Here is an 18949-nt window from a genome sequence, read left to right as displayed (position 1 = left end):
CGGCCGTCAGACGGCCGCCACGGAAATCGTGACTGGTGCGAAGTGGCTCGAGGTCGCTTCGACGGTGATTTCGCCCGTCAGGCCTGTTGCCTCCAGCCAGAAGCCCGTCGTTCCGCCCTGGAGCGGTACGGCCGCTGGCCCGACGATCTTGCCAGGCCCCTTCACGGTCAAGGTTGCAACATCGTTGAGGAACGGCAGCCGCTGGCCGCGCTGGTCGAGCGCGCGGATGATGACGCGGGTCGTGTCGCGTTCGCGCGCCTTCAGCGTGGTGCTGTCGGGCACGACTTCCAGTGCGGTCGGCAGGGGATCGGCCGCGAGCGTTAGGCTGGCTACAGGCTCGCCGTTGACGAAGCCGGTGAATTCGCCGTCGATCCATTCCAGGCCCCAGCGGCCGAGTTCGTCCTGGGTGAAATGGCGGTGGTCGAGCACCACGGGCGGATGCGGCAGGTGCGGGTAGTTTTCGTGGTCCGGACCGATGCGCTTCGTCAGCGAACCGTATTTGAGCTCTACCTCATCGCAATTGGTCAGGATGATCAGTGGCAGCACGCCGCCGATGCTGCGCTCGCCGCGCGCCCAGAAGGTGACCGGCTTCATGATGACGTCTTCCGAAGGGTCGCACTGGCTGGCATAGACATAGGCCGCGAATTTCGGTTCGCGGAACATATCCATGACGCCGTGATAGCAGATGCGGTCGCCGGAGCCGAAATCCTTGTGCGTGTTATAGTCGAACATGCACCAGCCGATCGCGCCAGAAATATCCGGATCGCCATAGGCGGCGTTCAGCACTTCCAGATGGCGGCGCACATGCTCGGCCTGGCGCTGCTCTGCATCATACATCTTGGTCGGATGCATGTGGCCGTTGAATTCGGTGATGATGTACGGGACCTTGTAGGACAGGCCGGTATTTTCCTGCTGGCTGCGAAGGGCCGTGCGCGGACGGTTTGCACCCGGGAGTTCCTCATTACCGAGGATGAAGTCGTTCATCGTGTAGACGTCTTCGAGCAGCTCGCTTTCCGTCAGGTAACGAACGCCGCCGGTCTGGCGGGTGGAATCGAGTTCGTGGGCCAGGCGGTTGGTGGCGGTATAGAAGTCGTGATTGTCGAGCGATTCATTGATACGCACGCCCCAGATGATGATCGAGGGGTGGTTCCAGTCGCGCTCGATCATGCGGCGAACATTCTCGATGGACTCCTGCTGCCAGTCGAGATCGCCGATATGCTGCCAGCCCGGGATTTCCTCGAAAACGAGCAGGCCGATGCGATCACACTGGTCGAGGAACCATTTCGACTGCGGATAGTGCGAGGTGCGCACGATATTGCACTTCAGCACCGTCTTCATGATATCGGCATCGCGCTCCTGCGCGGAGCGGCCGGCGGCGTAGCCCACATAGGGATAGGCCTGATGGCGGTTGAGGCCCTGGAGCTTTACGGGGCGACCGTTCAGCAGGAAGCCTTCCGGGGTGAATTTGGCGGTGCGGAAACCGAAATGGCCGGTGGTCCGGTCGGCGCCATGTTCCGTCTTCAGTTCGACGGAGACTTCATAGAGCGCCGGGTTCGACAGATCCCAGAGCTCGATGTCGGTCAGGCCGCCGAAGGAAAGAGTGGTGCTGGTCCCGATCGTCTCGCCGGCAGCACTCGCCAGAATGTTGCCATGCGCGTCCCGCAGCGATCCGGTGACGGTCGCCGCATAGGTGAGGCCCTGCGGGTTGGCGATATCGACACGTACTGTCGCCGATTTCCTGTCCGAGAGGACATCATGCGTCTCGATCTTGATATTGCGGATCGAAATCCTGTCGGTGACCTTCAGCCAGACGTCGCGATAGATGCCGGCATAAGTCAGATAGTCGATACGGCCGCCGAAGGGCGGGATCGCCGGGTTCTCGCTGCCGTCGATCTTAACGGTGATCAGGTTGTCGCCCTTGATCAATTTGCCGGTAAGACGAGCTTCAAACGGCGTGTAGCCGTCCTTGTGGGCGATGATCTCTTCGCCGTTCAGATAGACGACGCTGTCAGCCATGGCGCCGTCGAAGAGGATGGAAACTTCGCGGCCTTCGAATTCCGGCAGCCAGCGCAGCACCTTCTGATAGGTGAAGGCGCGCTGATAACGCTTCTCGTCGAAATAGTTGAAGGGCAGCTCGACGGCGGTGTGCGGCAGATGGACCATCGCGGCGCCATCGAAGGCTTCCGTCAGGTTCTGGCCGAAGCCCTCGTGGAAGCTCCAGGATTCATTCAAGGAAACGACTGAGCGCATCTCATTCTCCCCGGCAGGCGGCAGAAGAGAGGTGGCGCCTGCTAGCGGCGCGGCAAAGGGTGATCATCGGTAGTCCTCCTCGAAGCGAATGAATGAACCGCCCCTCAGGCGGTCGAGCCCCAGCGGGGCGTGCAGGCAAGCGTGATGCTGTGCGGGCCTTCGTCGCCGGCCTCGTGGCGTTCGATCACTTCGACGACCGCATCCATGAAGGCTGCGTGGTCGAGGCTCAGCGTCGTCAGGTCGTTGCAATCCCAGGCGGCCATGGCGATACCGTCCTGACCGACAATGGCGATATCCTCGGGCGTATTCTTGCCGAGGACGCGGCGGGCGGCATCGCGCGCGCCGATCGCCATGACGTCATTGCCGCAGATGATGGCATCGACTTTCGAGCGGTGCAGCAGCAGGACGGCTTCCTTGAAGCCGGAATCATAGGAATAGTCGCCGAAGGCTTCCGCTTCGAAAGACAGGCCGTGACGCGCGAGCGCATCGGCAAACCACTTGCGGCGCAGCTTGTCGATCCAGCTTGACTTGGTGCCGGAGAGATAGGCGAAGCGCTTCTTTCCGTCGCCGACAACCTTGTCGATGATCTCGCCGGCGCCGACCGCGCCGTCGATGCGGATGTTGGATACATCCTCGTTTTCCAGCGGCTCGAAGGAAACGATGATCGGCTTGGTCGTGTGGAAAATATCGACCGCATCCTGCATCGAGACCATGTCGGAGAAGATGACGACATGATCGACCTGGTAGGTGGAGGCGAGTCGCATCAGCTGCAGGCGATCGGAGTGGTCGGCGCAACAGAGCAGGATCGGCAGGAGCTGGCGGGCCTGCAGGCGGTGGACGAGGAGCTGCTGCTCCTCGGCCTCGCAGGGGTTGCCGATGGCGTTGACGACGAGGGCGACCAAGCGCGAGCGCTGGTTGTTCAGCGAGCGGGCGATCGCATTCGGCTGGTAGCCATATTCGCGAGCAACGGCGAGGATGCGGTCGCGCGTGGCGCTTCCGATCCTGGAATCCGGCGAGAAAGCCCTCGAAATCGTCGCCGAGGACACACCAGCGAGTTTCGCCAGTTCCTTCGAGGTGATCCGCCGTCTGTTCGTTCCGCTCATTATTTTGCGCCTATCCGGCGATCCTGACGGGGGTGCCGTCGGCTGCTGCCGATTCCTTGATTGCATCCCAGAGCCTAGCGAATCTGAGACCCATTTCAACGGAGCCGGAGTTTTCCATCGTTCCGGCACGGATGGCGAGGAAATTCTTCATCGGATTGCCGAGAATCTCGGCTTCTTCGCGCGGTTCGCTGGTGCGTCCGATGCTGATTTCCCGCCAGCCGCCCCAGGCGTCTATGCGGACGATCGCCTTGGAATAGAAGAAGGTGATGTAGGATGCGCAGCCGGGAGGGCCTTCGCCGGCGGCCGTCAGCGTCGCCAGCGCGCCATTCTTCAGGCGGGCGGAGACGGCGGTGGCGATATCCACCTTTTTGCCGTGGTTGTTCATATAGGCGGAAACGCTGTCGAAATCGGAATTGGCGAGCAGGCAGACGGTGTTCATCATGTGCGCGCCGGTATCGAACATGAAGCCGCCGCCGGAGATTTCCGGCTGCTGTTTCCAGTGGCCGTCATAGTTGGAAGACCAACTTTCCCAGATCATGCCGGAAATGGCGATGAGATCGCCGAATTCACCGGAGAGAGCCCGTTTGCGGGTATCGAGCACAAGCGGCGAGAGGCCGCCCTGGAAGGCGGTGACGATAGTGACGCCGCTTTTCTTCTGCGCCGCGATCAGCGTTTCGGCCTCGGCGACGGTCGTCACCATCGGCTTTTCGAGGAAAAGATCGAGGCCGGCTTCGGCAACGGCAGTCGCCTGCTCGGCATGGAACGCGTGCGGGGTGGAGACGTAGATGATGTCGAGTTCATCGCGGCATTTTACGAGCATGTCGCGGTAGTCCTCGAAGCTTTTCGGCTCCGGTGCTCCGGCTGCGGTGCAGACGTCGATGAGGCGCTTTCTCGAGGTTTCCGTCGTGTCGGCGAGCGCTACGAATTCGATTTCCGGCATCTTCGCCCAGCTCTGAGCATATTCAGCCGCCTTCAAGCCGGCGCCGATGACGCCGAGGCGCAATTTCTGAGACATCGAAATCCTCCCTGATATCGTTGTGCAAACGATTACACAAACGTCACCATTGGTGCAAGTTATAAATAACTCAATAAAATCAATATTGTATATTTGAGTTGGTTGCGGCTTTAAAAAATCATCTTGTCAGCATTCAGAATGCGTGTACATTTTCCTCGCCGGTGCTGGAGGGCGCCGTGGCTCTAAAAAAGGGAGGACTTCCGTTGAAGAAGACGGTTATCGGTGGCCTGTGCGCCATCCTGCTCAGCGCGGTTTCGACGCTGGCCCATGCTGAAACAATTCGTATCGCCAATCACGGTCAGGCCGGCATCGACGCGATGAAGTCGACCGTCGAGCGGATCGAGAAAAAATATGGCGTAACGGTTGAGGTCGTCGAATATCCGGCGCCCGACAAGGATTATCTCACCAAGCTCCTGACTGAGCTTGGCGCAGGCAACGCACCCGACCTCTTCTCCATCCCGACGACGGCTGCCGTTGCCGACATGGTCGAAGCCGGCTACCTCGCGCCTGTTTCCACCGAGTTCAAGGCCTGGGATGGTTACGCCAACCTCTATGACGTCGCCAAGCAGCTTGCTGTCAGCCCTGACGGCGAAACCTATGTGATGCCGTTCATGCTCGGCATTCAGGAAATCTATTTCCGCAAGGACGTTCTCGAAAAGGCTGGCATCTCCACCGAGCAGCCGAAGACCTGGCAGGAGCTCCTGGATCGCGCCGCCGAAGTCAAGCAGAAGACCGGTTCCTACGGCCTACTCTTCCCGGCCGGCGTTTCCTGGGGCAGCGGCGCCTTCGACGAAGGCTTCCAGCACCTGCTCGTCGGTTCCAAGACGCCGCAGCTCGTCGGTGCCGATGGCAAGCTCGACCTGAACGGCGAAGGCGTCAAGGATGTCTTCAACGTCTACAAGACGCTGATCGACAAGGATCTGATGCCGGTGCAGCCGCTGCTCGGACCGGAACCCTGGGTCGTGCCGAAGTATGAAATGTTCCCGGCCGGCAAGCTTGCCGCCACCACCTGCGGCTCCTGGTGCTACATTTTCGACTGGGGTCGCGAGAGCAAGAACCCGATCCCCGACGTGACCAAGATCGTCGGCACCTGGACTGTTCCGGGTCAGAGCGGTGGCCAGTACGTGCTTGCCAACCTCGCTGCTCCGTGGGCCGTCAACTCCAAGTCCGCCAATGTGGAACTGGCCAAGAAGGCGCTGATGGAAATCGGCTCGGTCGAAACGCAGGTTTCCTATGCTGCCCGCATCGGCAACATTCCGGCCAGCAAGGATGCTGCCAAGGATCCGGAATTCCAGAAGCTGACGGAACTCGTTCCGATCCATGCGGCTGCCGGAAACGGCGTCTTCCTGAAGCAGGCTTCCGGCTTCGGCACGGTTGCCGAAGGTGTGGCGCGCGCCACCGAAGCCCTGCTGCGCAAGGAAACCGATGCGGCCGGCGCCCAGAAGATCCTTGTCGACTACGTCAAGGAAACGCTCGGCGACGACATGGTCAAGTAAGCCACTGATATCTTCCTCCCGCCAAGACGGGGACGCGGCATTCTCGCCGCGTCTTCCCGATTTCATTCGATAAGGTTGTGAGCTTCAATGGCCCGAAACTCTCATGAAAAGCGAACCGAGCGCCAACTCCTGCTGGTTCTGCTGCCGTCGCTGGTCCTGCTTCTGGCCTTTGTGATCTATCCCGCCCTTTATTCCGTCTACCTGAGCTTCACCAATGAGGCGCTGACGGGAGCTGCGGCCCTGCGGCCGCGCTTCGTCGGTATCCGCAACTATGTGCGCCTCTTCAACGATGCGAAGTTCTGGAATTCGCTGTTCGTCACCTTCGTCTTCGTCATGGGTTCTGCCGTCATCGGGCAGTTCGTGCTCGGGCTGATTTCGGCAATGGCGCTGCGCCGGCCGATCCGTTTCCGCCAGTTCTTCTCTTCGATTATTCTTCTGCCGAATGCCGCCCCGGAAGTCGTTGCCGGCTTCATGTGGATCTCGATGCTGGCGGGCGGCGAACATGCGACGCTCTCGCGCATCGTTGCCTTCTTCGGCATTGATCCCGCTGACTGGCTGAACGCCTTCCCACTGTCGATGATTATCATCGTCAATACCTGGCGCGGTATCGCGACCGCGATGATCCTGCTGACGGCGGGCCTCAGCACCATCCCCGCCGAGATCTACGAGGCGGCGCGCATGGATGGCGCGACACCGTCGCAGATGTTCCGCCGCATCACCCTGCCGCTGATGATGCCGACAATCCTGCTCTACATGCTGATCTCGGCCGTCTCCACCATCGCCGTCTTCGGTCTCGTCTACGCGCTAACGCGCGGCGGCCCGGGCGGGGCGACGGAGGTCGTCAGCATCTACATCTACAACCAGTCCTTCACGGCCTTCCAGCTCGGTTACGGTGCTGCGGTCGCGGTCGTCGCGCTCATCATCTCGCTGATCCTCGGCATCGGCTATGTCCGAGCCATGAAAGTGGAGGTCTGACATGACCGCTATTTCCCCGAGCGAAGGGGCAAACAAGACCCGCTCCGACCTGCTTGCCTACGCAACATTGACGATCATCTCGATCTTCTGCGCTGTGCCTTTCTTCTGGGTGCTGCTTGCCTCCTTCGACGGCAATGCGCAGCTCTTCCTGCGCTGGCCGGAGCAATGGACGCTTGCAAACTATGTGCGCGTCTTCACCAAGGAGGATGGGGCGAAGTGGCTGTTCAACTCGCTCTTCGTGGTCGGCGGAGCGACGCTTATCGTCATGGTTCTGGCGGGGCTCGGCGGCTATGCGCTGTCGCGCACGCGGGCCTGGTGGAAGCTGCCGTTCCTTTACGCGATCCTGCTCATCCGCGTGCTGCCGCCGACCGCGCTCGTCGTGCCGCTCTACAAGTTCCTGCTGACGCTCAACAATGCGGAAGGCGCGATCCTGCGCCCGATCTTCGGCAGCTATGCCCGCGATATCATGCGCTGGACCGGGTTCATCGACGGCTATCTCGGTATCATGCTGGTGCTCGCCACCATGCAGTTGCCGCTGGCGCTCTGGATCATGAAGACCTTCTTCGACGGCCTGCCGCGTGACTATGAGGAAGCGGCCGTCATGGACGGGGCGACGATGATGCAGCGCATCCGCCGGGTGCTGATCCCGCTTGCCATGCCTGGGCTCGCGGCCGCCGGTCTCTTCGCCTTCATGTCGGCCTGGGGCGATTTCCTGCTGCCGCTGATCTTCCTGTCGTCGCCAGAGCTGCAGACGCTGCCGCTCGGCCTCTTCCGCGCCTTCCTGCGCATCAACGAGATCGATTACGGCCTGCTGACGGCGCTCGCCTTCATTTACCTGCTGCCTGCCGTCGTCGCCTTCGGCTTTGCGCGGCGCTTCCTCGTCCAGACCTTCTCGGGCGGTGTGAAGGGCTGAGATCAAGAAAGAGAAACGAATGATCAATCTCAGAAACGTTCGCAAATTCTACGGCGCGCTCGAAGTCATCAAGGGCGTCGATATCACGGTGGAGGATGGCGAATTCGCCGTGTTCGTCGGCCCGTCGGGCTGCGGCAAGTCCACGCTGTTGCGTATGATCGCCGGCCTCGAAGGCATCGATGAGGGCGATCTGGTGCTGAACGGCCAGCGCATCAACGACGTGCCGCCGGACAAGCGCGGCATCGCCATGGTATTCCAGTCCTATGCGCTCTATCCGCATATGACGGTCGCTGAAAATATCGGCTTTTCGCTGAGCCTCAAGAAGGTGCCGGAAGCCGAAATCAAGAAGCAGGTCGAAGGCGTCGCGGAGATCCTGCAGCTGACTGACTATCTCAGCCGCAAGCCGGGAGCACTGTCCGGTGGCCAGCGCCAGCGCGTGGCGATCGGCCGCGCGATCATCAAGAAGCCGTCGCTGATCCTGTTTGACGAGCCGCTGTCGAACCTCGATTCTGCGCTGCGCGTGCAGATGCGCGCTGAGTTGCAGCGCCTGCATCGCGAGCTGAAGGCAACCGTCGTCTATGTCACGCACGACCAGGTCGAGGCGATGACGATGGCCGACCGCATCGTCGTTCTGAACAAGGGTCTCGTGGCTCAGCAGGGCGCGCCGATGGAACTCTACCATCAGCCCGAAAACGAGTTCGTCGCGACCTTCATCGGATCGCCGAAGATGAACGTGCTGCCGATGACAGCAACACGCCGGGATGCCGGCAAGGTGCATCTGGAAAGCCCGCTCGGGCTTGCGATCGATTTGACGGATGCAAACGGTTCCGTGCCGCAGGGTGAGGCGAAACTCGGTATCCGGCCGGAGCATCTGAAGCTCGCGCCGCAGGGGCAGGGCGATTTTTCGGCCGAGGTCGTCATCGTCGAGCGGCTTGGTGTCGAGACCTATCTGACGGTCGGGTCGCAGCAGCAGCCGATCGTCGTGCGCACAGAAGGCGACATGACCATTCGGCCCGGCGATCGCGTTTCGCTCACAGCGGAACGCGCCGCTTGCCATCTGTTCGATTCCGCCGGCCGGGTTCTCCGTTCGGCTCAAATTTGAAACATCGAGGAATAGCATGACAATCAAGGTCACGATCTGGAACGAAGGACGCCACGAGCAGGTCCACAAGGAGGTCCAGGATATTTATCCCGATCGTATCGACGGCGCGATCGCTGCCGGTATCGCCCATCCCGATTTCGATATCCGCCGCGGCACGCTCGACGATCCGGACGAAGGCCTGCCGGATTCGGTGCTCAACGATACCGACGTGCTGCTCTGGTGGGGCCATATGGCGCATGAGGAAGTCAGCGACGGGCTGATCGACCGAGTGCAGCAGCGGGTGCTGAAGGGGATGGGCCTTCTGGTCCTGCATTCCGGCCATCACTCAAAGCTTTTCCGCCGGCTGATGGGCACCAATGCCAATCTCTCGTGGCGCGAGACGCCTGAGGGAGATCTGGAGCGCGTCTGGGTGGTCAACCCCTCGCATCCGATCGCCGAGGGCCTGCCGCCCTATTTCGAGGTCAATGCCTCGGAAATGTATGGCGAGCCCTTCGACATTCCGCAGCCGGACGAGCTGGTCTTCATCTCCTGGTATTCGGGTGGTGAAGTGTTCCGCAGCGGCTGCACCTTCCAGCGCGGCCGCGGTCGCATCTTCTTCTTCAGCCCCGGCCACGAGACCTATCCGATCTATCACGACAAGACCGTGCACAAGGTCATCTCGAACGGCATCCGCTGGGCGCAGCAGAAGCACACCGACGGCCGCATCCTCGAAAACTGGCACCGCAAGGAGCCGCTGCACGGGCGGCCGGACAAGGTGAAGGCTTAAACAGTTCCTCCCGTGGGGGGCTGGGCCATGATGATCCTGGCCTCCACGGGCGGTAAACGATGGAGGCTGGAATGCAGACTGTTTCGATGAAGGCCGACGGAGATGCCTTTCTCAGCAAGGCATTCTGGGTTTCCATCCATCGCGATCTGCCGCAACGGCTGGATGCGCTGGCGCGGCTCGCCGCCGAGAGGCCCGATGTGTTCGCTTTCGAAAGCAGCCAGAAGATCGCCGAGCGCTGCAATGTTTCGCAGACCAGCGTCATCCGCTTCGCGCATCATCTCGGCTTTGATGGTTTTGCCGAGATGAAGCAGGTTTTCCAGCAGGCACTCAGAGCGGCAGCGCGCAAGGCATAGGCTTACGGGTACTGCGCGCCGTTCGTCGTCGTGTAGATCGAATAGAGCGATTGCGTCGCGGTGATGAAGAGACGATTCTTCTTCGGGCCGCCGAACGTGACGTTGGAGACGGTCTGCGGCACCTTGATCTTGCCGAGCAGCGTCCCGTCTGGGGCAAAGCAGTGCACACCGTCGGCGGCACTGGTCCAGAGATTCCCCGAGACATCGAAACGGAAACCATCCGGTATGCCGTTGTCAATCGAGCAGAAGTAGCGGCTGTTTGTCAGCTTGCGGCCATCCACGACGTCGAAGACGCGGATGTGCCGCGGGACATCGTGATTGGCAGAACCGGAATCGGCGATGAAGAGCTGGCGCTCGTCCGGCGAAAAGGCCAGCCCGTTCGGCTGGATGAAGTCGGTGACGACAGCTTCGATATCGCCGGTTGCGGCATCGATGCGATAGACGTTGCGGCTTTCCTGCTCTTCCGGAGATTTGTGGCCTTCGTAATCCGACATGATGCCGTAGCTCGGATCGGTGAACCAGATCGAGCCGTCGGACTTCACAACGACATCGTTCGGGGAGTTCAGCCGTTTGCCATTGAAGCTGTCGGCCAGCACGGTGATGCGTCCATCAGGTTCGGTGCGGGTCACACGGCGACCGCCATGTTCGCAGGAGACCAAGCGGCCCTGCCGGTCGCGGGTATTACCGTTGACATAGTTGGACGGTGAGCGGAAGACGGAGACCGAGCCATCCGGTACCCAGCGCATCAGGCGTTCGTTCGGAATGTCGCTCCAGATCAGGCAGTTCAGATCGGAAAACCAGACAGGTCCCTCAGCCCAGCGGCAGCCCCTGTACAATTCCTCCAGCACCGCGCTGCCGGCGATCAGCGCTCCAAAGCGCTCATCCCTGATGTCATAAAGCTCGCTTCCAGCCATGCCCGATTCCTCCCAGATCGATATTGTTTCTTCGTAGCGGGAAACGAAGCAATCTGCCAGAGCCCGGAGGCGGAAAGGCGCCGGGCTCTGGAGCGTCACAAAGGCACGTCAGAGCGCGGCGACTGGATGCGGCGAGCCGTCATAAGCGCCCCAGATCGACTGATCGAAGCAGATGACGGAGCCGGTCATCAAGCCAGATTCGCCGGACGAGAGATAGGCACAGGCGCGGGCCACTTCTTCGGGATCGACAAGCCGGCCGAAGGGCTGGCTTGCGGCAGCCTTGGTGAGCCAGTCGTCGTCGGCCTTGTGAAATTCCCTCTGGATGCGATCTTCACCTTCGGAGGCCATCCAGCCGATATTCAGGCCATTGACCCGGATACGATTGCGCAGCAGCGCGTAGGCGGTGTTCTTCGTCAGCGTTTCCAAGGCGCCCTTGGAGGCGCAATAGGCAGCGATGAAGGGCTGGCCGGCCTTGGCGGACATGGAGCCGATATTGACGATCGTGCCTTCGATCTTCTCGCGGCGCATGACCTTCACCGCCTCCTGCATGAGGAAGAAGGGGGCGCGGACATTGATGGCGAACATGGCGTCGAAGAGCTCGGGGCTGGTATCGAGGATCGTGCCGCGGTCGGTGATGGCGGCGGCATTGACCAGCGCATCGACGCGGCCGAAGGTCTGGTCGCAGACATGGACGACATTCCTGGTATCCTCGACCTTGGCGAGATCGGCCTTGACGTAGACGACCTTCGCGCCGGTCTTTGCCGATATCTCCTCCGCCTTCGCCTTGCCCTTGGCCTCGTTGCGGCCGCAGATGATGATGCCCTTAGCGCCGCGTTCGGCAAAGAGGCGGGTAATGGTGGCGCCGAGGCCCTGTGTGCCGCCGGTGACGATGGCGATCTTGCCGTCGAGGCGAGCGTAATCCGTGCTCATGTGTTTTTTCCTCCTGATGACATGCGAATGGCCCCTTACCAGCGGCAAGGGGCTCTTGGATGATGGTATTGTGATGGCCGCGTCAGCTCAGCTTCCTGGCTGCCTGTTCGGCAAGGGCTTTGCTGAAGGCGTCGTCGCTCCAGTTTTCGGCGAGTGCCTCGTGCATGAGCTGGGCCTGGGTCTTCGGCGCGAGGCCACCGAGTGGCGGATCACGATCGAGGTTGGTCGGGAAGGAATAGCCTTCGGCGCAGGAGGCGACGGCATTGGCGATCTCGCCGGCTGAAAGCTTGGCTTTCAGTGCCTTGAGGGCGGGGAAGAGCCTTGCGCTCATGCGTTCGCGGTTGACGGTTTCCATCGCCCGGCCGAAAGCCGAGGAGACCTGCAGCAGGTTTGCGACGCGCTTGATGTCTTTCGAGCGGTTGGTACCGGCGGCATGGAAGAGGGCGGGGTTGAAGAAGACGACATCGCCCTTTTTCAGCGACAGCTGGATATGGTTCTGGTCGAAATAATCCTTGAATTCCTGGCGCTTGAGCGCGAGGTAGCCGGGCTCATAGGTCTGGCTGTGCGGCAGGAAAAGCGTCGGGCCGCTCTCGAGCGGCATGTCGCAATGGGCGACCGCACCCTGCAAGGTCAGCACCGGCGAAAGGCGGTGAACATGGGCTGGGAACTGTTCGATCACCTTGGAGGACTGGAAGCCGAGGTGATAGTCGCGGTGGGCCGATTGCGCGGCACCGCCCGGGTTCACCCGGTTGACCTGCGCCGTCATCTGGTAGTGCGGGCCGAGCCATGCCTCGCTTGCCAGCGCCACGATGGCATTGCCGTAGTAGCGGGCGAAATTCTCGGGGTCGGTAAGGCAGTGCTTTTCGAGCGAGTTCCAGATGCGGTCGTTTGCGCCAGGCTTGGCGAAATGGTCGCCGCCGCCGGTCGAGCTGCGGTGCTGCTCCTCGATGATCTCGTCGAAGATCGTGCTCGCCCTGTCGATGATGCCGGTGTCTTCGTAGGCATGTTTGAAGACGACGACGCCGGGGCCGATGCCGAAGGCTTCGCAGATTTCGGCGAGAATGGCGCGGCGGCCTTCCGGCGTCGAGGCTGCCTCGATCACCTTGCGGCTGTCATAGATCAGCACGTTCTTCTCGACGGCTGAGGCCGAGGGATAGTCGGCAAGGGCCGTGGTCTTTTCGGCGAGTGCGCGGAAATCGTTGAGATCGCAGGCGTCTTCGGTGAGCCAGACGCGGTTGGCGCGCAGTTTTTGCTGGTTGTCTGATTTCATCGGGTGCTCCTCCATGTCCGATGAAGGGACTATACGCCGCCGGCGATCCTGATATAGATCAGGAATCCATCAAAAATCCATCAGAACAGCAAGCATGGCTCATCCCTTTCTCGTCAAGGATATCGCTTTTCAGGCAGGTCTCAGCACTGCCACAGTCGATCGCGTGCTGAACGGCAGGCCCGGTGTGCGGCGGCAGACCGAGATGCGGGTCAAGGCGGCAATCGCCGAGCTCGAGAAACAGGCGGGTGCCGATGTAGCCGGTCGCAAGCTCACGATCGATATCGTCATGGAAACGCCTGACAGGTTCAGCACGGCGGTGCGGGCCGCCTTCGAAGCGGAGGTTGCGACCTTCCTGCCGACCGTCTTCCGCTGCCGGTTTCATTTTGCCGAGGTGATGCGGGCGGCGGAGTTGGTGCAGCTTCTCGACCGGATCCGACTGCGTGGCACACATGGCATCGTGCTGAAGGCGCCCGACGTGCCCGACATCGTCGCGGCCGTCGCAAGGCTCGATGCCGCCGATATCCCGGTCGTCACGCTCGTCACCGACCTGCCGAATTCCGCCCGATCGGCCTATGCCGGCGCCGATAACCGAGCGGCGGGGGAGACGGCAGCCTATCTCATTGGCCGGCTGCTCGGGGCCTCCGGTGGCAAGGCGCTGGTGACGCTGTCAAGCGGCCGGTTTCGTGGCGAGGAGGAGCGGGAGATCGGCTTTCGCCGGGTGATCCGTGCGCATTATCCTCTAATCGGCATTATCGAAGTGAGCGAAGGGCATGGCACGGATGCCGCGACGGGTACGCTCGTTGCCAAGGCCCTTGCCGATGATCCCTCGATCAATGCGGTCTATTCGGTCGGCGGCGGCAATCGCGCGGTGCTTGCGGCTTTCAAGGCTGCCGGCAGGCCGGTCTCGGTCTTCGTGGCGCATGATCTCGATGCCGACAACCGCGCTTTACTAGCCGAACGGCGGATCGATTTCGTGCTGCATCACGATCTCAGAACCGATGCGCGCGCCGCTTTCCGTGCAATCATGGCCTATACCATCCCCGTCAGCCGGACGGCGCCGGTGTCATTTTCGGCCGTCGAAATCGTTACGCCCTATAATATGCCGACAAGCCAATAGTCTGTTCGGGTTGATTGTCTTTTCATCTGCGGCAGATTCACGTTACAGCTTGCGGATCGTGAGGAGAGCGCATGGATCACAGCGACGTCGGCACAATCGCAGCATGGGTGACAGAACAGGGCTTGAACGGTGCGACCGAAGCGGAGCTGCTTGCCGGCTTCTGCGAAGCTTGCCGCAATGCCGGCATGCGGCTCGATCGCGCCATGGCGCTGATGGACACGCTTCATCCCGTGCATGAAGGCCGCGCATTTCGCTGGGATAGCGTTGAGGATTTTGAGGGCGAGTTCGAATATGGCCCTTCGGGTGAGGGCCAGGGGCTGGATACCTGGCGTCGTTCGGCCTTCTACCATCTCTGGACCAGTGGCGATCGAGAGGTGCGGCGCCGGATCGGCTTCGGCGATCCGACCGATTTCATCATGCTGGACCAGATCTACAAGCTCGGTCATACCGATTACGTCGCCATGGCGCATCGCTTTGCCGAGGCCGGCACGATTGGCGAGATGGATTGTTTTTTCTCGCATTTCTCGACGAAACATCCCGAAGGCTTTTCCGACCAGGATCTTGCGATCCTGCGCAAACTTGTGCCGGTGCTGGGACTGGCAATCAAATGCGTGGCTCTTGCCCGTATCGCCCGCACGATCGCCGAGGTCTATCTCGGTGAGGATGCAGCCCGCCAGGTGATGGACGGCAAGATCTCGCGCGGCAAAACCGAGCGCATTTCGGCAGCGCTATGGTTCTCCGATCTGTTGAACTACACGAAGATCTCGGACAATTCGCCGCCGGAAGAGATCATTCCGTTGCTCAATGAATATAGCGAGGCGGTGATAACAGCGATCCATGAAGCCGGTGGGAATGTTCTGAAGCTGATCGGCGACGGGGTGCTTGCTATCTTCAAGGGCGAGGAGCCGGCGGAAAGCTGTTCTGCCGCGTTGACGGCAGAGCGCCTGCTCCGCCAGAAGCTTGCAGTACTCAACGCTGCACGCGAGGTGGACAGGCGGCCAACAACTGATGTCTATATCGGACTGCATATCGGCGATGTCTTCTACGGCAATATCGGCAGCCAGGACCGTCTGGACTTCACGGTCATCGGGCCGGCGGTCAACGAGGTGAGCCGCATCGCCTCGATCTGCCGTTCAGTCGATCTCAATGTGCTGATGTCGTCGGATTTCGAAGCGGCAATCCCTGAAGCTGAGCGCAACGTCCTCGCTTGTATCGGCCGCTATGCTCTGCGCGGTGTCAAACGGCCGCAATTGCTTTACACGCTGGAAAGCGCGCGGCTAAACGGGTGACCGGCAGGGCCGTTGCTGCAACTGCATATATGCGCGCTGATGATCTGGTCGAGCAAAGGCAATCGTCGCACGACGCAGAAGCGGCCTAACGCAGCAATCCCTGTCCACCGTCGATCCAGACAGGCGTGCCGGTAATATGCCGGGCGCGCTCGGAGGCAAGGAAGAGGATCGTCTCGGCTACATCGTCACTAGACCCTGCCTTGCCGCCAGTGATCGGGATTTCGCCCTTCGGCCAGATGACGGGCACTTCGGTTTCCTCGCGATGGCGCGACGTTGTGTTGGCGGAAATGCTGGTGTCGATCGCGCCGGGGCAGACGGCATTGACGCGAATGCCATGTTTGCCGAGTTCGAGTGCGAGCTGCTGAACCATGGCAACCTGGCCGGCTTTGGTCGCGGTATAAGCGGTGGCGCCTGGCGTGGTAAAGGTACGCGTGCCATTGATTGACGAGACCACGACGATCGAGCCGCCTTTCATCTTCAGATAGGGCACGGTGAGATGCAGGGTCATGTATGTGCCGCGCAGGTTGACGGCCATGGTCCGATCCCATTCGTCGGGCTTAAGGTCATCGATCGGCGCCCAGACGCCATTGATGCCTGCATTGGCCACCACGATATCGATGCCGCCGAAATTCTCTGTCATCTTGTCGACGGCCGCGCGCATTTGGGCCTCGTCGCTCGTATCGGCGGTCAGTTCGATCGACTGACCGCCAGCGGCGATGATCTCCTGGCAGGTTTCTAGCACCTCGCTCTCGGTGCGGCTCAGCACGGCGACCCTGGCGCCTTCAGCGGCGAGCTTCAGCGCAGTCGCCTTGCCGATCCCGGAGCCTGCGCCGGTCACCAGTGCGATCTTTCCCTGCAACTCCATGAGCCGCTCCTCTTTGCGGTTGCCGGTAAAGGCAATGATCGGGGCGGCTCTTGGTTCCGGAGCGTGTGGCGTTGAGGTTATTTCAGGAGGCTATGGCGAAGCGCCCACCGTTCCGGTCCATGAACGGCGGCGACGAGCAGACCGGCCAAGAAGGTGAAGTGATCGACGAAGAAGCCGAATTCAGCCTGGTTCTGCTGCCATTGCGACGGGCCATGGAAGGCAAAGGCCAGGAAGATCACGTAGATGCCGGCAAGCAGGCTCGCCTCTGTGAAAAAGGCGCCGGATATGAAGGCAAGCGCCAGTGCGATTTCGAAAAAGGCGGCGATCCAGGCAAGGAATGTGGCCGCCGGAAAGCCTGCCGCGGTGATGTAGGCGGCCGTCGCGCCGATATCGGCGAACTTGAAGCCGGCGGCCATGAAAAAGATGAAGCTGAAGATGATGCGGGCAATAATGATTGCGATTGCTCTGGCCATGTGAAATCTCCTCCTTGAGCTTTCACAATGACGAATGAAGTGTCCGATATCCTACACGGAGAATGTAAAAAGGGCCGCTTTCGCGGCCCTTTCGCTTACCATTCGGCAAAGCTGCCATCCTCGTGGCGCCAGATGGGATTGCGCCAGCGGTGGCCTTCCTTGGCACGCTCGATGACATAGGCCTCGTCCACTTCGACGCCGAGGCCAGGCCCCTGCGGAATGGAGACGAATCCGTCCGCATACTGGAAGACTTCCTTGTTTGAGATGTAGTCGAGAATGTCGTTGCCCTTGTTGTAGTGGATGCCGAGGCTCTGCTCCTGAATGAAGGCATTGTAGGAGATGGCGTCGACCTGCAGGCAAGCGGCAAGCGCGATGGGGCCGAGCGGGCAATGAGGTGCCAGTGCCACGTCATAGGCTTCAGCCATGGCGGCGATCTTGCGGCATTCGGTAATGCCGCCTGCGTGGGACAGATCCGGCTGGATAATATCAACATAGCCGTCCGACAGGACCGACTTGAAGTCCCAGCGGGAATAGAGGCGTTCGCCGAGCGCGATTGGCGTCGAGCAATGGTTGGCGATTTCCTTCAGGGTTTCGCGGTGTTCGGAGAGAACCGGCTCCTCGATGAACATCAGCTTGTAGGGTTCGAGTTCCTTGGCAAGAACCTTTGCCATGGGTTTGTGGACACGGCCGTGGAAATCGACACCGATACCGACATGCGGGCCGATCGCCTCGCGGATCGTCGCGATGGTCTCGACCGCCTTGTCGATCTTCTCGTTGGTATCGACGATCTGCATTTCCTCGCAGCCGTTGAGCTTGATCGCCTTGAAGCCGCGGGAAACGACGTCCTTGGCGTTGCGGGCGACGTCGGAGGGGCGGTCGCCGCCGATCCAGGAATAGACCTTGATGCGGTCACGCACCTGGCCGCCGAGCAGCGAATGGATCGGCTGGCCGAGCGCCTTGCCCTTGATGTCCCAGAGTGCCTGGTCGATGCCGGATATCGCCGACATATGGATGGCGCCGCCGCGATAGAAGCCACCGCGATACATCACGGTCCAATGATCTTCGATGAGGAAGGGATCCTTGCCGATGAGGTAGTCTGCGAGTTCGTGGACGGCCGCCTCGACGGTCAGCGCGCGACCCTCGACAACGGGTTCGCCCCAGCCGACGACGCCTTCATCGGTTTCGATCTTCAGAAACAGCCAGCGCGGCGGGACGATATAGGTGGTCAGTTTGGTGATCTTCATGACAGTCGCACTTTCGTTTCGCTTCGTGTTCCCATCGACGGCCGTGGCCGCTGATATCTTATCATTTCGTCCGGCCGGCGGCGGTCAGGTCGCGTTTGGCGAGGTCGAGAATCCGGTTGACGCAATCGCGCGCGCCAGCGGCATCGCGCAGGCGCAGGGCTTCGACCACCTTGCCATGCAGGGCCAGGGCCTCGCGGTGATCGGGCATGGCGACGTTGGAGGCGTGCAGCGCGTATTTGAGCGCAGCGTGGATGGCGCTGGAGAGACGGCGAAAGACCTGGTTGTGGCTGGCCTTGAGCAGCACGGTATGGAAGAGCAGATCGGCCTCGGTGAAGGCCTCGGCATCATCGCTCGCCGCTTGCATGCGCTGCCAGGCCCCTTCGAGATCGGCGATTTCCTGCGTGCTGGCGCGACTTGCGGCATATTCGGCCGCTGCTGGCTCGATCGTGCGGCGGGCTTCGAGGATGCTGGCAAGCAGGTCGAAATCGCCGAGATGCGGCCCCATCCATTCCAGTAGGTCCTGATCGAGAATGTTCCACTCGTCCTTGTCGCAAACTGTGGTGCCGATGCGTGGTTTGCCGCGTACGAGCCCCTTGGATTCCAGAACCTTCAGGGATTCGCGGATCACGGTACGGCTGACGCCATAGAGCTCGCAGAGGTCGTTTTCGCGTGGCAATAGCGTGCCTGCAGGGTAGCGGCTGGCGCAGATATCCTCGGCAATCGCCGCCGTAACGCTACGGCGGACGCGCGGCCGGCGCTCGGCCGCTGCGGTTTTCTCATCGCGTCTTGTTGCGGGCTGCATCTGAAAGTTCCTCTTGGTCAAGTCTCTTAACTTAATCATCATACACAGGCAATCTTCTTGTATGATGATTTG

General features: G+C 61.0%; 18 protein-coding genes. 8 read left to right on the top strand and 10 right to left on the bottom strand.

The features are described from left to right. Nucleotides 1–6: 6 nt before the first annotated feature. The 3 genes from LVY75_30325 to LVY75_30315 all read right to left on the bottom strand — a co-directional run bounded on the left by LVY75_30325 (nucleotide 7) and on the right by LVY75_30315 (nucleotide 4368). Nucleotides 7–2250: a glycoside hydrolase family 2 protein gene (locus LVY75_30325; protein XAZ23058.1), complete on the bottom strand. Its 2244-nt coding sequence runs from the start codon at nucleotides 2248–2250 to the stop codon at nucleotides 7–9. A 104-nt stretch (nucleotides 2251–2354) separates the two neighbouring features. Beyond that, nucleotides 2355–3353: a LacI family transcriptional regulator gene (locus LVY75_30320; protein ID XAZ23057.1), complete on the bottom strand. Its 999-nt coding sequence runs from the start codon at nucleotides 3351–3353 to the stop codon at nucleotides 2355–2357. Nucleotides 3354–3363: 10 nt separating this feature from the next. Beyond that, on the bottom strand, nucleotides 3364–4368 hold the full coding sequence (locus LVY75_30315) for a Gfo/Idh/MocA family oxidoreductase (GenBank protein ID XAZ23056.1): 1005 nt from the start codon (nucleotides 4366–4368) through the stop codon (nucleotides 3364–3366). A 203-nt stretch (nucleotides 4369–4571) separates the two neighbouring features. Here LVY75_30315 and LVY75_30310 point away from each other — a divergent pair, with 203 nt between their 5' ends. The 6 genes from LVY75_30310 to LVY75_30285 all read left to right on the top strand — a co-directional run bounded on the left by LVY75_30310 (nucleotide 4572) and on the right by LVY75_30285 (nucleotide 9973). Further along, complete coding sequence (locus LVY75_30310) at nucleotides 4572–5864, top strand: extracellular solute-binding protein (GenBank protein XAZ23055.1); 1293 nt, start codon at nucleotides 4572–4574, stop codon at nucleotides 5862–5864. 87 nt (nucleotides 5865–5951) lie between these two features. Beyond that, nucleotides 5952–6839 carry a sugar ABC transporter permease gene (locus tag LVY75_30305; protein XAZ23054.1) on the top strand — a complete coding sequence of 296 codons (888 nt, stop codon included), beginning with the start codon at nucleotides 5952–5954 and terminating at the stop codon, nucleotides 6837–6839. A gap of 1 nt (nucleotide 6840) precedes the next feature. Beyond that, nucleotides 6841–7752 (top strand): carbohydrate ABC transporter permease, encoded by a 912-nt coding sequence (locus tag LVY75_30300; GenBank protein ID XAZ23053.1) that lies wholly within the window; start codon nucleotides 6841–6843, stop codon nucleotides 7750–7752. A gap of 19 nt (nucleotides 7753–7771) precedes the next feature. Beyond that, nucleotides 7772–8854 (top strand): sn-glycerol-3-phosphate ABC transporter ATP-binding protein UgpC, encoded by a 1083-nt coding sequence (ugpC, locus tag LVY75_30295; protein ID XAZ23052.1) that lies wholly within the window; start codon nucleotides 7772–7774, stop codon nucleotides 8852–8854. 16 nt (nucleotides 8855–8870) lie between these two features. Further along, nucleotides 8871–9620 carry a ThuA domain-containing protein gene (locus tag LVY75_30290; GenBank protein XAZ23051.1) on the top strand — a complete coding sequence of 250 codons (750 nt, stop codon included), beginning with the start codon at nucleotides 8871–8873 and terminating at the stop codon, nucleotides 9618–9620. Between the two features lie 71 nt (nucleotides 9621–9691). Beyond that, nucleotides 9692–9973 carry a hypothetical protein gene (locus LVY75_30285; protein ID XAZ23050.1) on the top strand — a complete coding sequence of 94 codons (282 nt, stop codon included), beginning with the start codon at nucleotides 9692–9694 and terminating at the stop codon, nucleotides 9971–9973. Between the two features lie 2 nt (nucleotides 9974–9975). Here the strand turns inward: LVY75_30285 and LVY75_30280 are convergent, their stop codons facing one another. From LVY75_30280 to LVY75_30270, 3 genes are all read right to left on the bottom strand, one after another. After that, complete coding sequence (locus tag LVY75_30280; protein ID XAZ23049.1) at nucleotides 9976–10887, bottom strand: SMP-30/gluconolactonase/LRE family protein; 912 nt, start codon at nucleotides 10885–10887, stop codon at nucleotides 9976–9978. Between the two features lie 108 nt (nucleotides 10888–10995). Continuing rightward, complete coding sequence (locus LVY75_30275) at nucleotides 10996–11817, bottom strand: SDR family oxidoreductase (protein XAZ23048.1); 822 nt, start codon at nucleotides 11815–11817, stop codon at nucleotides 10996–10998. Between the two features lie 82 nt (nucleotides 11818–11899). Beyond that, the gene (locus LVY75_30270) at nucleotides 11900–13087 is read right to left on the bottom strand and encodes a phytanoyl-CoA dioxygenase family protein (GenBank protein XAZ23047.1); all 1188 of its coding nucleotides are present in this window, start codon (nucleotides 13085–13087) and stop codon (nucleotides 11900–11902) included. Nucleotides 13088–13181: 94 nt separating this feature from the next. Here LVY75_30270 and LVY75_30265 point away from each other — a divergent pair, with 94 nt between their 5' ends. Further along, nucleotides 13182–14204 (top strand): LacI family DNA-binding transcriptional regulator, encoded by a 1023-nt coding sequence (locus LVY75_30265; protein ID XAZ23046.1) that lies wholly within the window; start codon nucleotides 13182–13184, stop codon nucleotides 14202–14204. A gap of 71 nt (nucleotides 14205–14275) precedes the next feature. After that, nucleotides 14276–15493, top strand: coding sequence for an adenylate/guanylate cyclase domain-containing protein (locus LVY75_30260; protein XAZ23045.1), 1218 nt, complete (start codon nucleotides 14276–14278; stop codon nucleotides 15491–15493). A gap of 85 nt (nucleotides 15494–15578) precedes the next feature. Here LVY75_30260 and LVY75_30255 read toward each other — a convergent pair whose 3' ends face one another. From LVY75_30255 to LVY75_30240, 4 genes are all read right to left on the bottom strand, one after another. Then, the gene (locus LVY75_30255; protein XAZ23044.1) at nucleotides 15579–16358 is read right to left on the bottom strand and encodes an SDR family oxidoreductase; all 780 of its coding nucleotides are present in this window, start codon (nucleotides 16356–16358) and stop codon (nucleotides 15579–15581) included. A gap of 77 nt (nucleotides 16359–16435) precedes the next feature. After that, the gene (locus LVY75_30250) at nucleotides 16436–16831 is read right to left on the bottom strand and encodes a DoxX family protein (GenBank protein XAZ23043.1); all 396 of its coding nucleotides are present in this window, start codon (nucleotides 16829–16831) and stop codon (nucleotides 16436–16438) included. A 95-nt stretch (nucleotides 16832–16926) separates the two neighbouring features. Next, on the bottom strand, nucleotides 16927–18075 hold the full coding sequence (dgoD, locus tag LVY75_30245; GenBank protein ID XAZ23042.1) for a galactonate dehydratase: 1149 nt from the start codon (nucleotides 18073–18075) through the stop codon (nucleotides 16927–16929). A gap of 61 nt (nucleotides 18076–18136) precedes the next feature. Continuing rightward, entirely contained in the window at nucleotides 18137–18877 is a 741-nt protein-coding gene (locus tag LVY75_30240; protein ID XAZ23041.1) for a FadR family transcriptional regulator, read from the bottom strand. Between the last annotated feature and the right edge of the window lie 72 nt (nucleotides 18878–18949).

This window comes from Sinorhizobium sp. B11 (assembly GCA_039725955.1).
Classification (GTDB): domain Bacteria; phylum Pseudomonadota; class Alphaproteobacteria; order Rhizobiales; family Rhizobiaceae; genus Rhizobium.
This window is presented reverse-complemented; position numbering and strand designations above follow the sequence as displayed.

Bases quoted from the DNA above. Each gene is read 5' to 3' on its own strand.
- LVY75_30270 (XAZ23047.1), bottom strand. From the start codon at position 13,087: ATGAAATCAGACAACCAGCAAAAACTGCGCGCCAACCGCGTCTGGCTC.
- LVY75_30240 (XAZ23041.1), bottom strand. From the start codon at position 18,877: ATGCAGCCCGCAACAAGACGCGATGAGAAAACCGCAGCGGCCGAGCGC.
- LVY75_30300 (XAZ23053.1), top strand. From the start codon at position 6,841: ATGACCGCTATTTCCCCGAGCGAAGGGGCAAACAAGACCCGCTCCGAC.
- LVY75_30260 (XAZ23045.1), top strand. From the start codon at position 14,276: ATGGATCACAGCGACGTCGGCACAATCGCAGCATGGGTGACAGAACAG.
- LVY75_30280 (XAZ23049.1), bottom strand. From the start codon at position 10,887: ATGGCTGGAAGCGAGCTTTATGACATCAGGGATGAGCGCTTTGGAGCG.
- LVY75_30325 (XAZ23058.1), bottom strand. From the start codon at position 2,250: ATGCGCTCAGTCGTTTCCTTGAATGAATCCTGGAGCTTCCACGAGGGC.
- LVY75_30250 (XAZ23043.1), bottom strand. From the start codon at position 16,831: ATGGCCAGAGCAATCGCAATCATTATTGCCCGCATCATCTTCAGCTTC.
- dgoD (XAZ23042.1), bottom strand. From the start codon at position 18,075: ATGAAGATCACCAAACTGACCACCTATATCGTCCCGCCGCGCTGGCTG.
- LVY75_30290 (XAZ23051.1), top strand. From the start codon at position 8,871: ATGACAATCAAGGTCACGATCTGGAACGAAGGACGCCACGAGCAGGTC.
- LVY75_30285 (XAZ23050.1), top strand. From the start codon at position 9,692: ATGCAGACTGTTTCGATGAAGGCCGACGGAGATGCCTTTCTCAGCAAG.
- LVY75_30265 (XAZ23046.1), top strand. From the start codon at position 13,182: ATGGCTCATCCCTTTCTCGTCAAGGATATCGCTTTTCAGGCAGGTCTC.
- LVY75_30315 (XAZ23056.1), bottom strand. From the start codon at position 4,368: ATGTCTCAGAAATTGCGCCTCGGCGTCATCGGCGCCGGCTTGAAGGCG.
- LVY75_30320 (XAZ23057.1), bottom strand. From the start codon at position 3,353: ATGAGCGGAACGAACAGACGGCGGATCACCTCGAAGGAACTGGCGAAA.
- LVY75_30305 (XAZ23054.1), top strand. From the start codon at position 5,952: ATGGCCCGAAACTCTCATGAAAAGCGAACCGAGCGCCAACTCCTGCTG.
- LVY75_30255 (XAZ23044.1), bottom strand. From the start codon at position 16,358: ATGGAGTTGCAGGGAAAGATCGCACTGGTGACCGGCGCAGGCTCCGGG.
- LVY75_30275 (XAZ23048.1), bottom strand. From the start codon at position 11,817: ATGAGCACGGATTACGCTCGCCTCGACGGCAAGATCGCCATCGTCACC.
- ugpC (XAZ23052.1), top strand. From the start codon at position 7,772: ATGATCAATCTCAGAAACGTTCGCAAATTCTACGGCGCGCTCGAAGTC.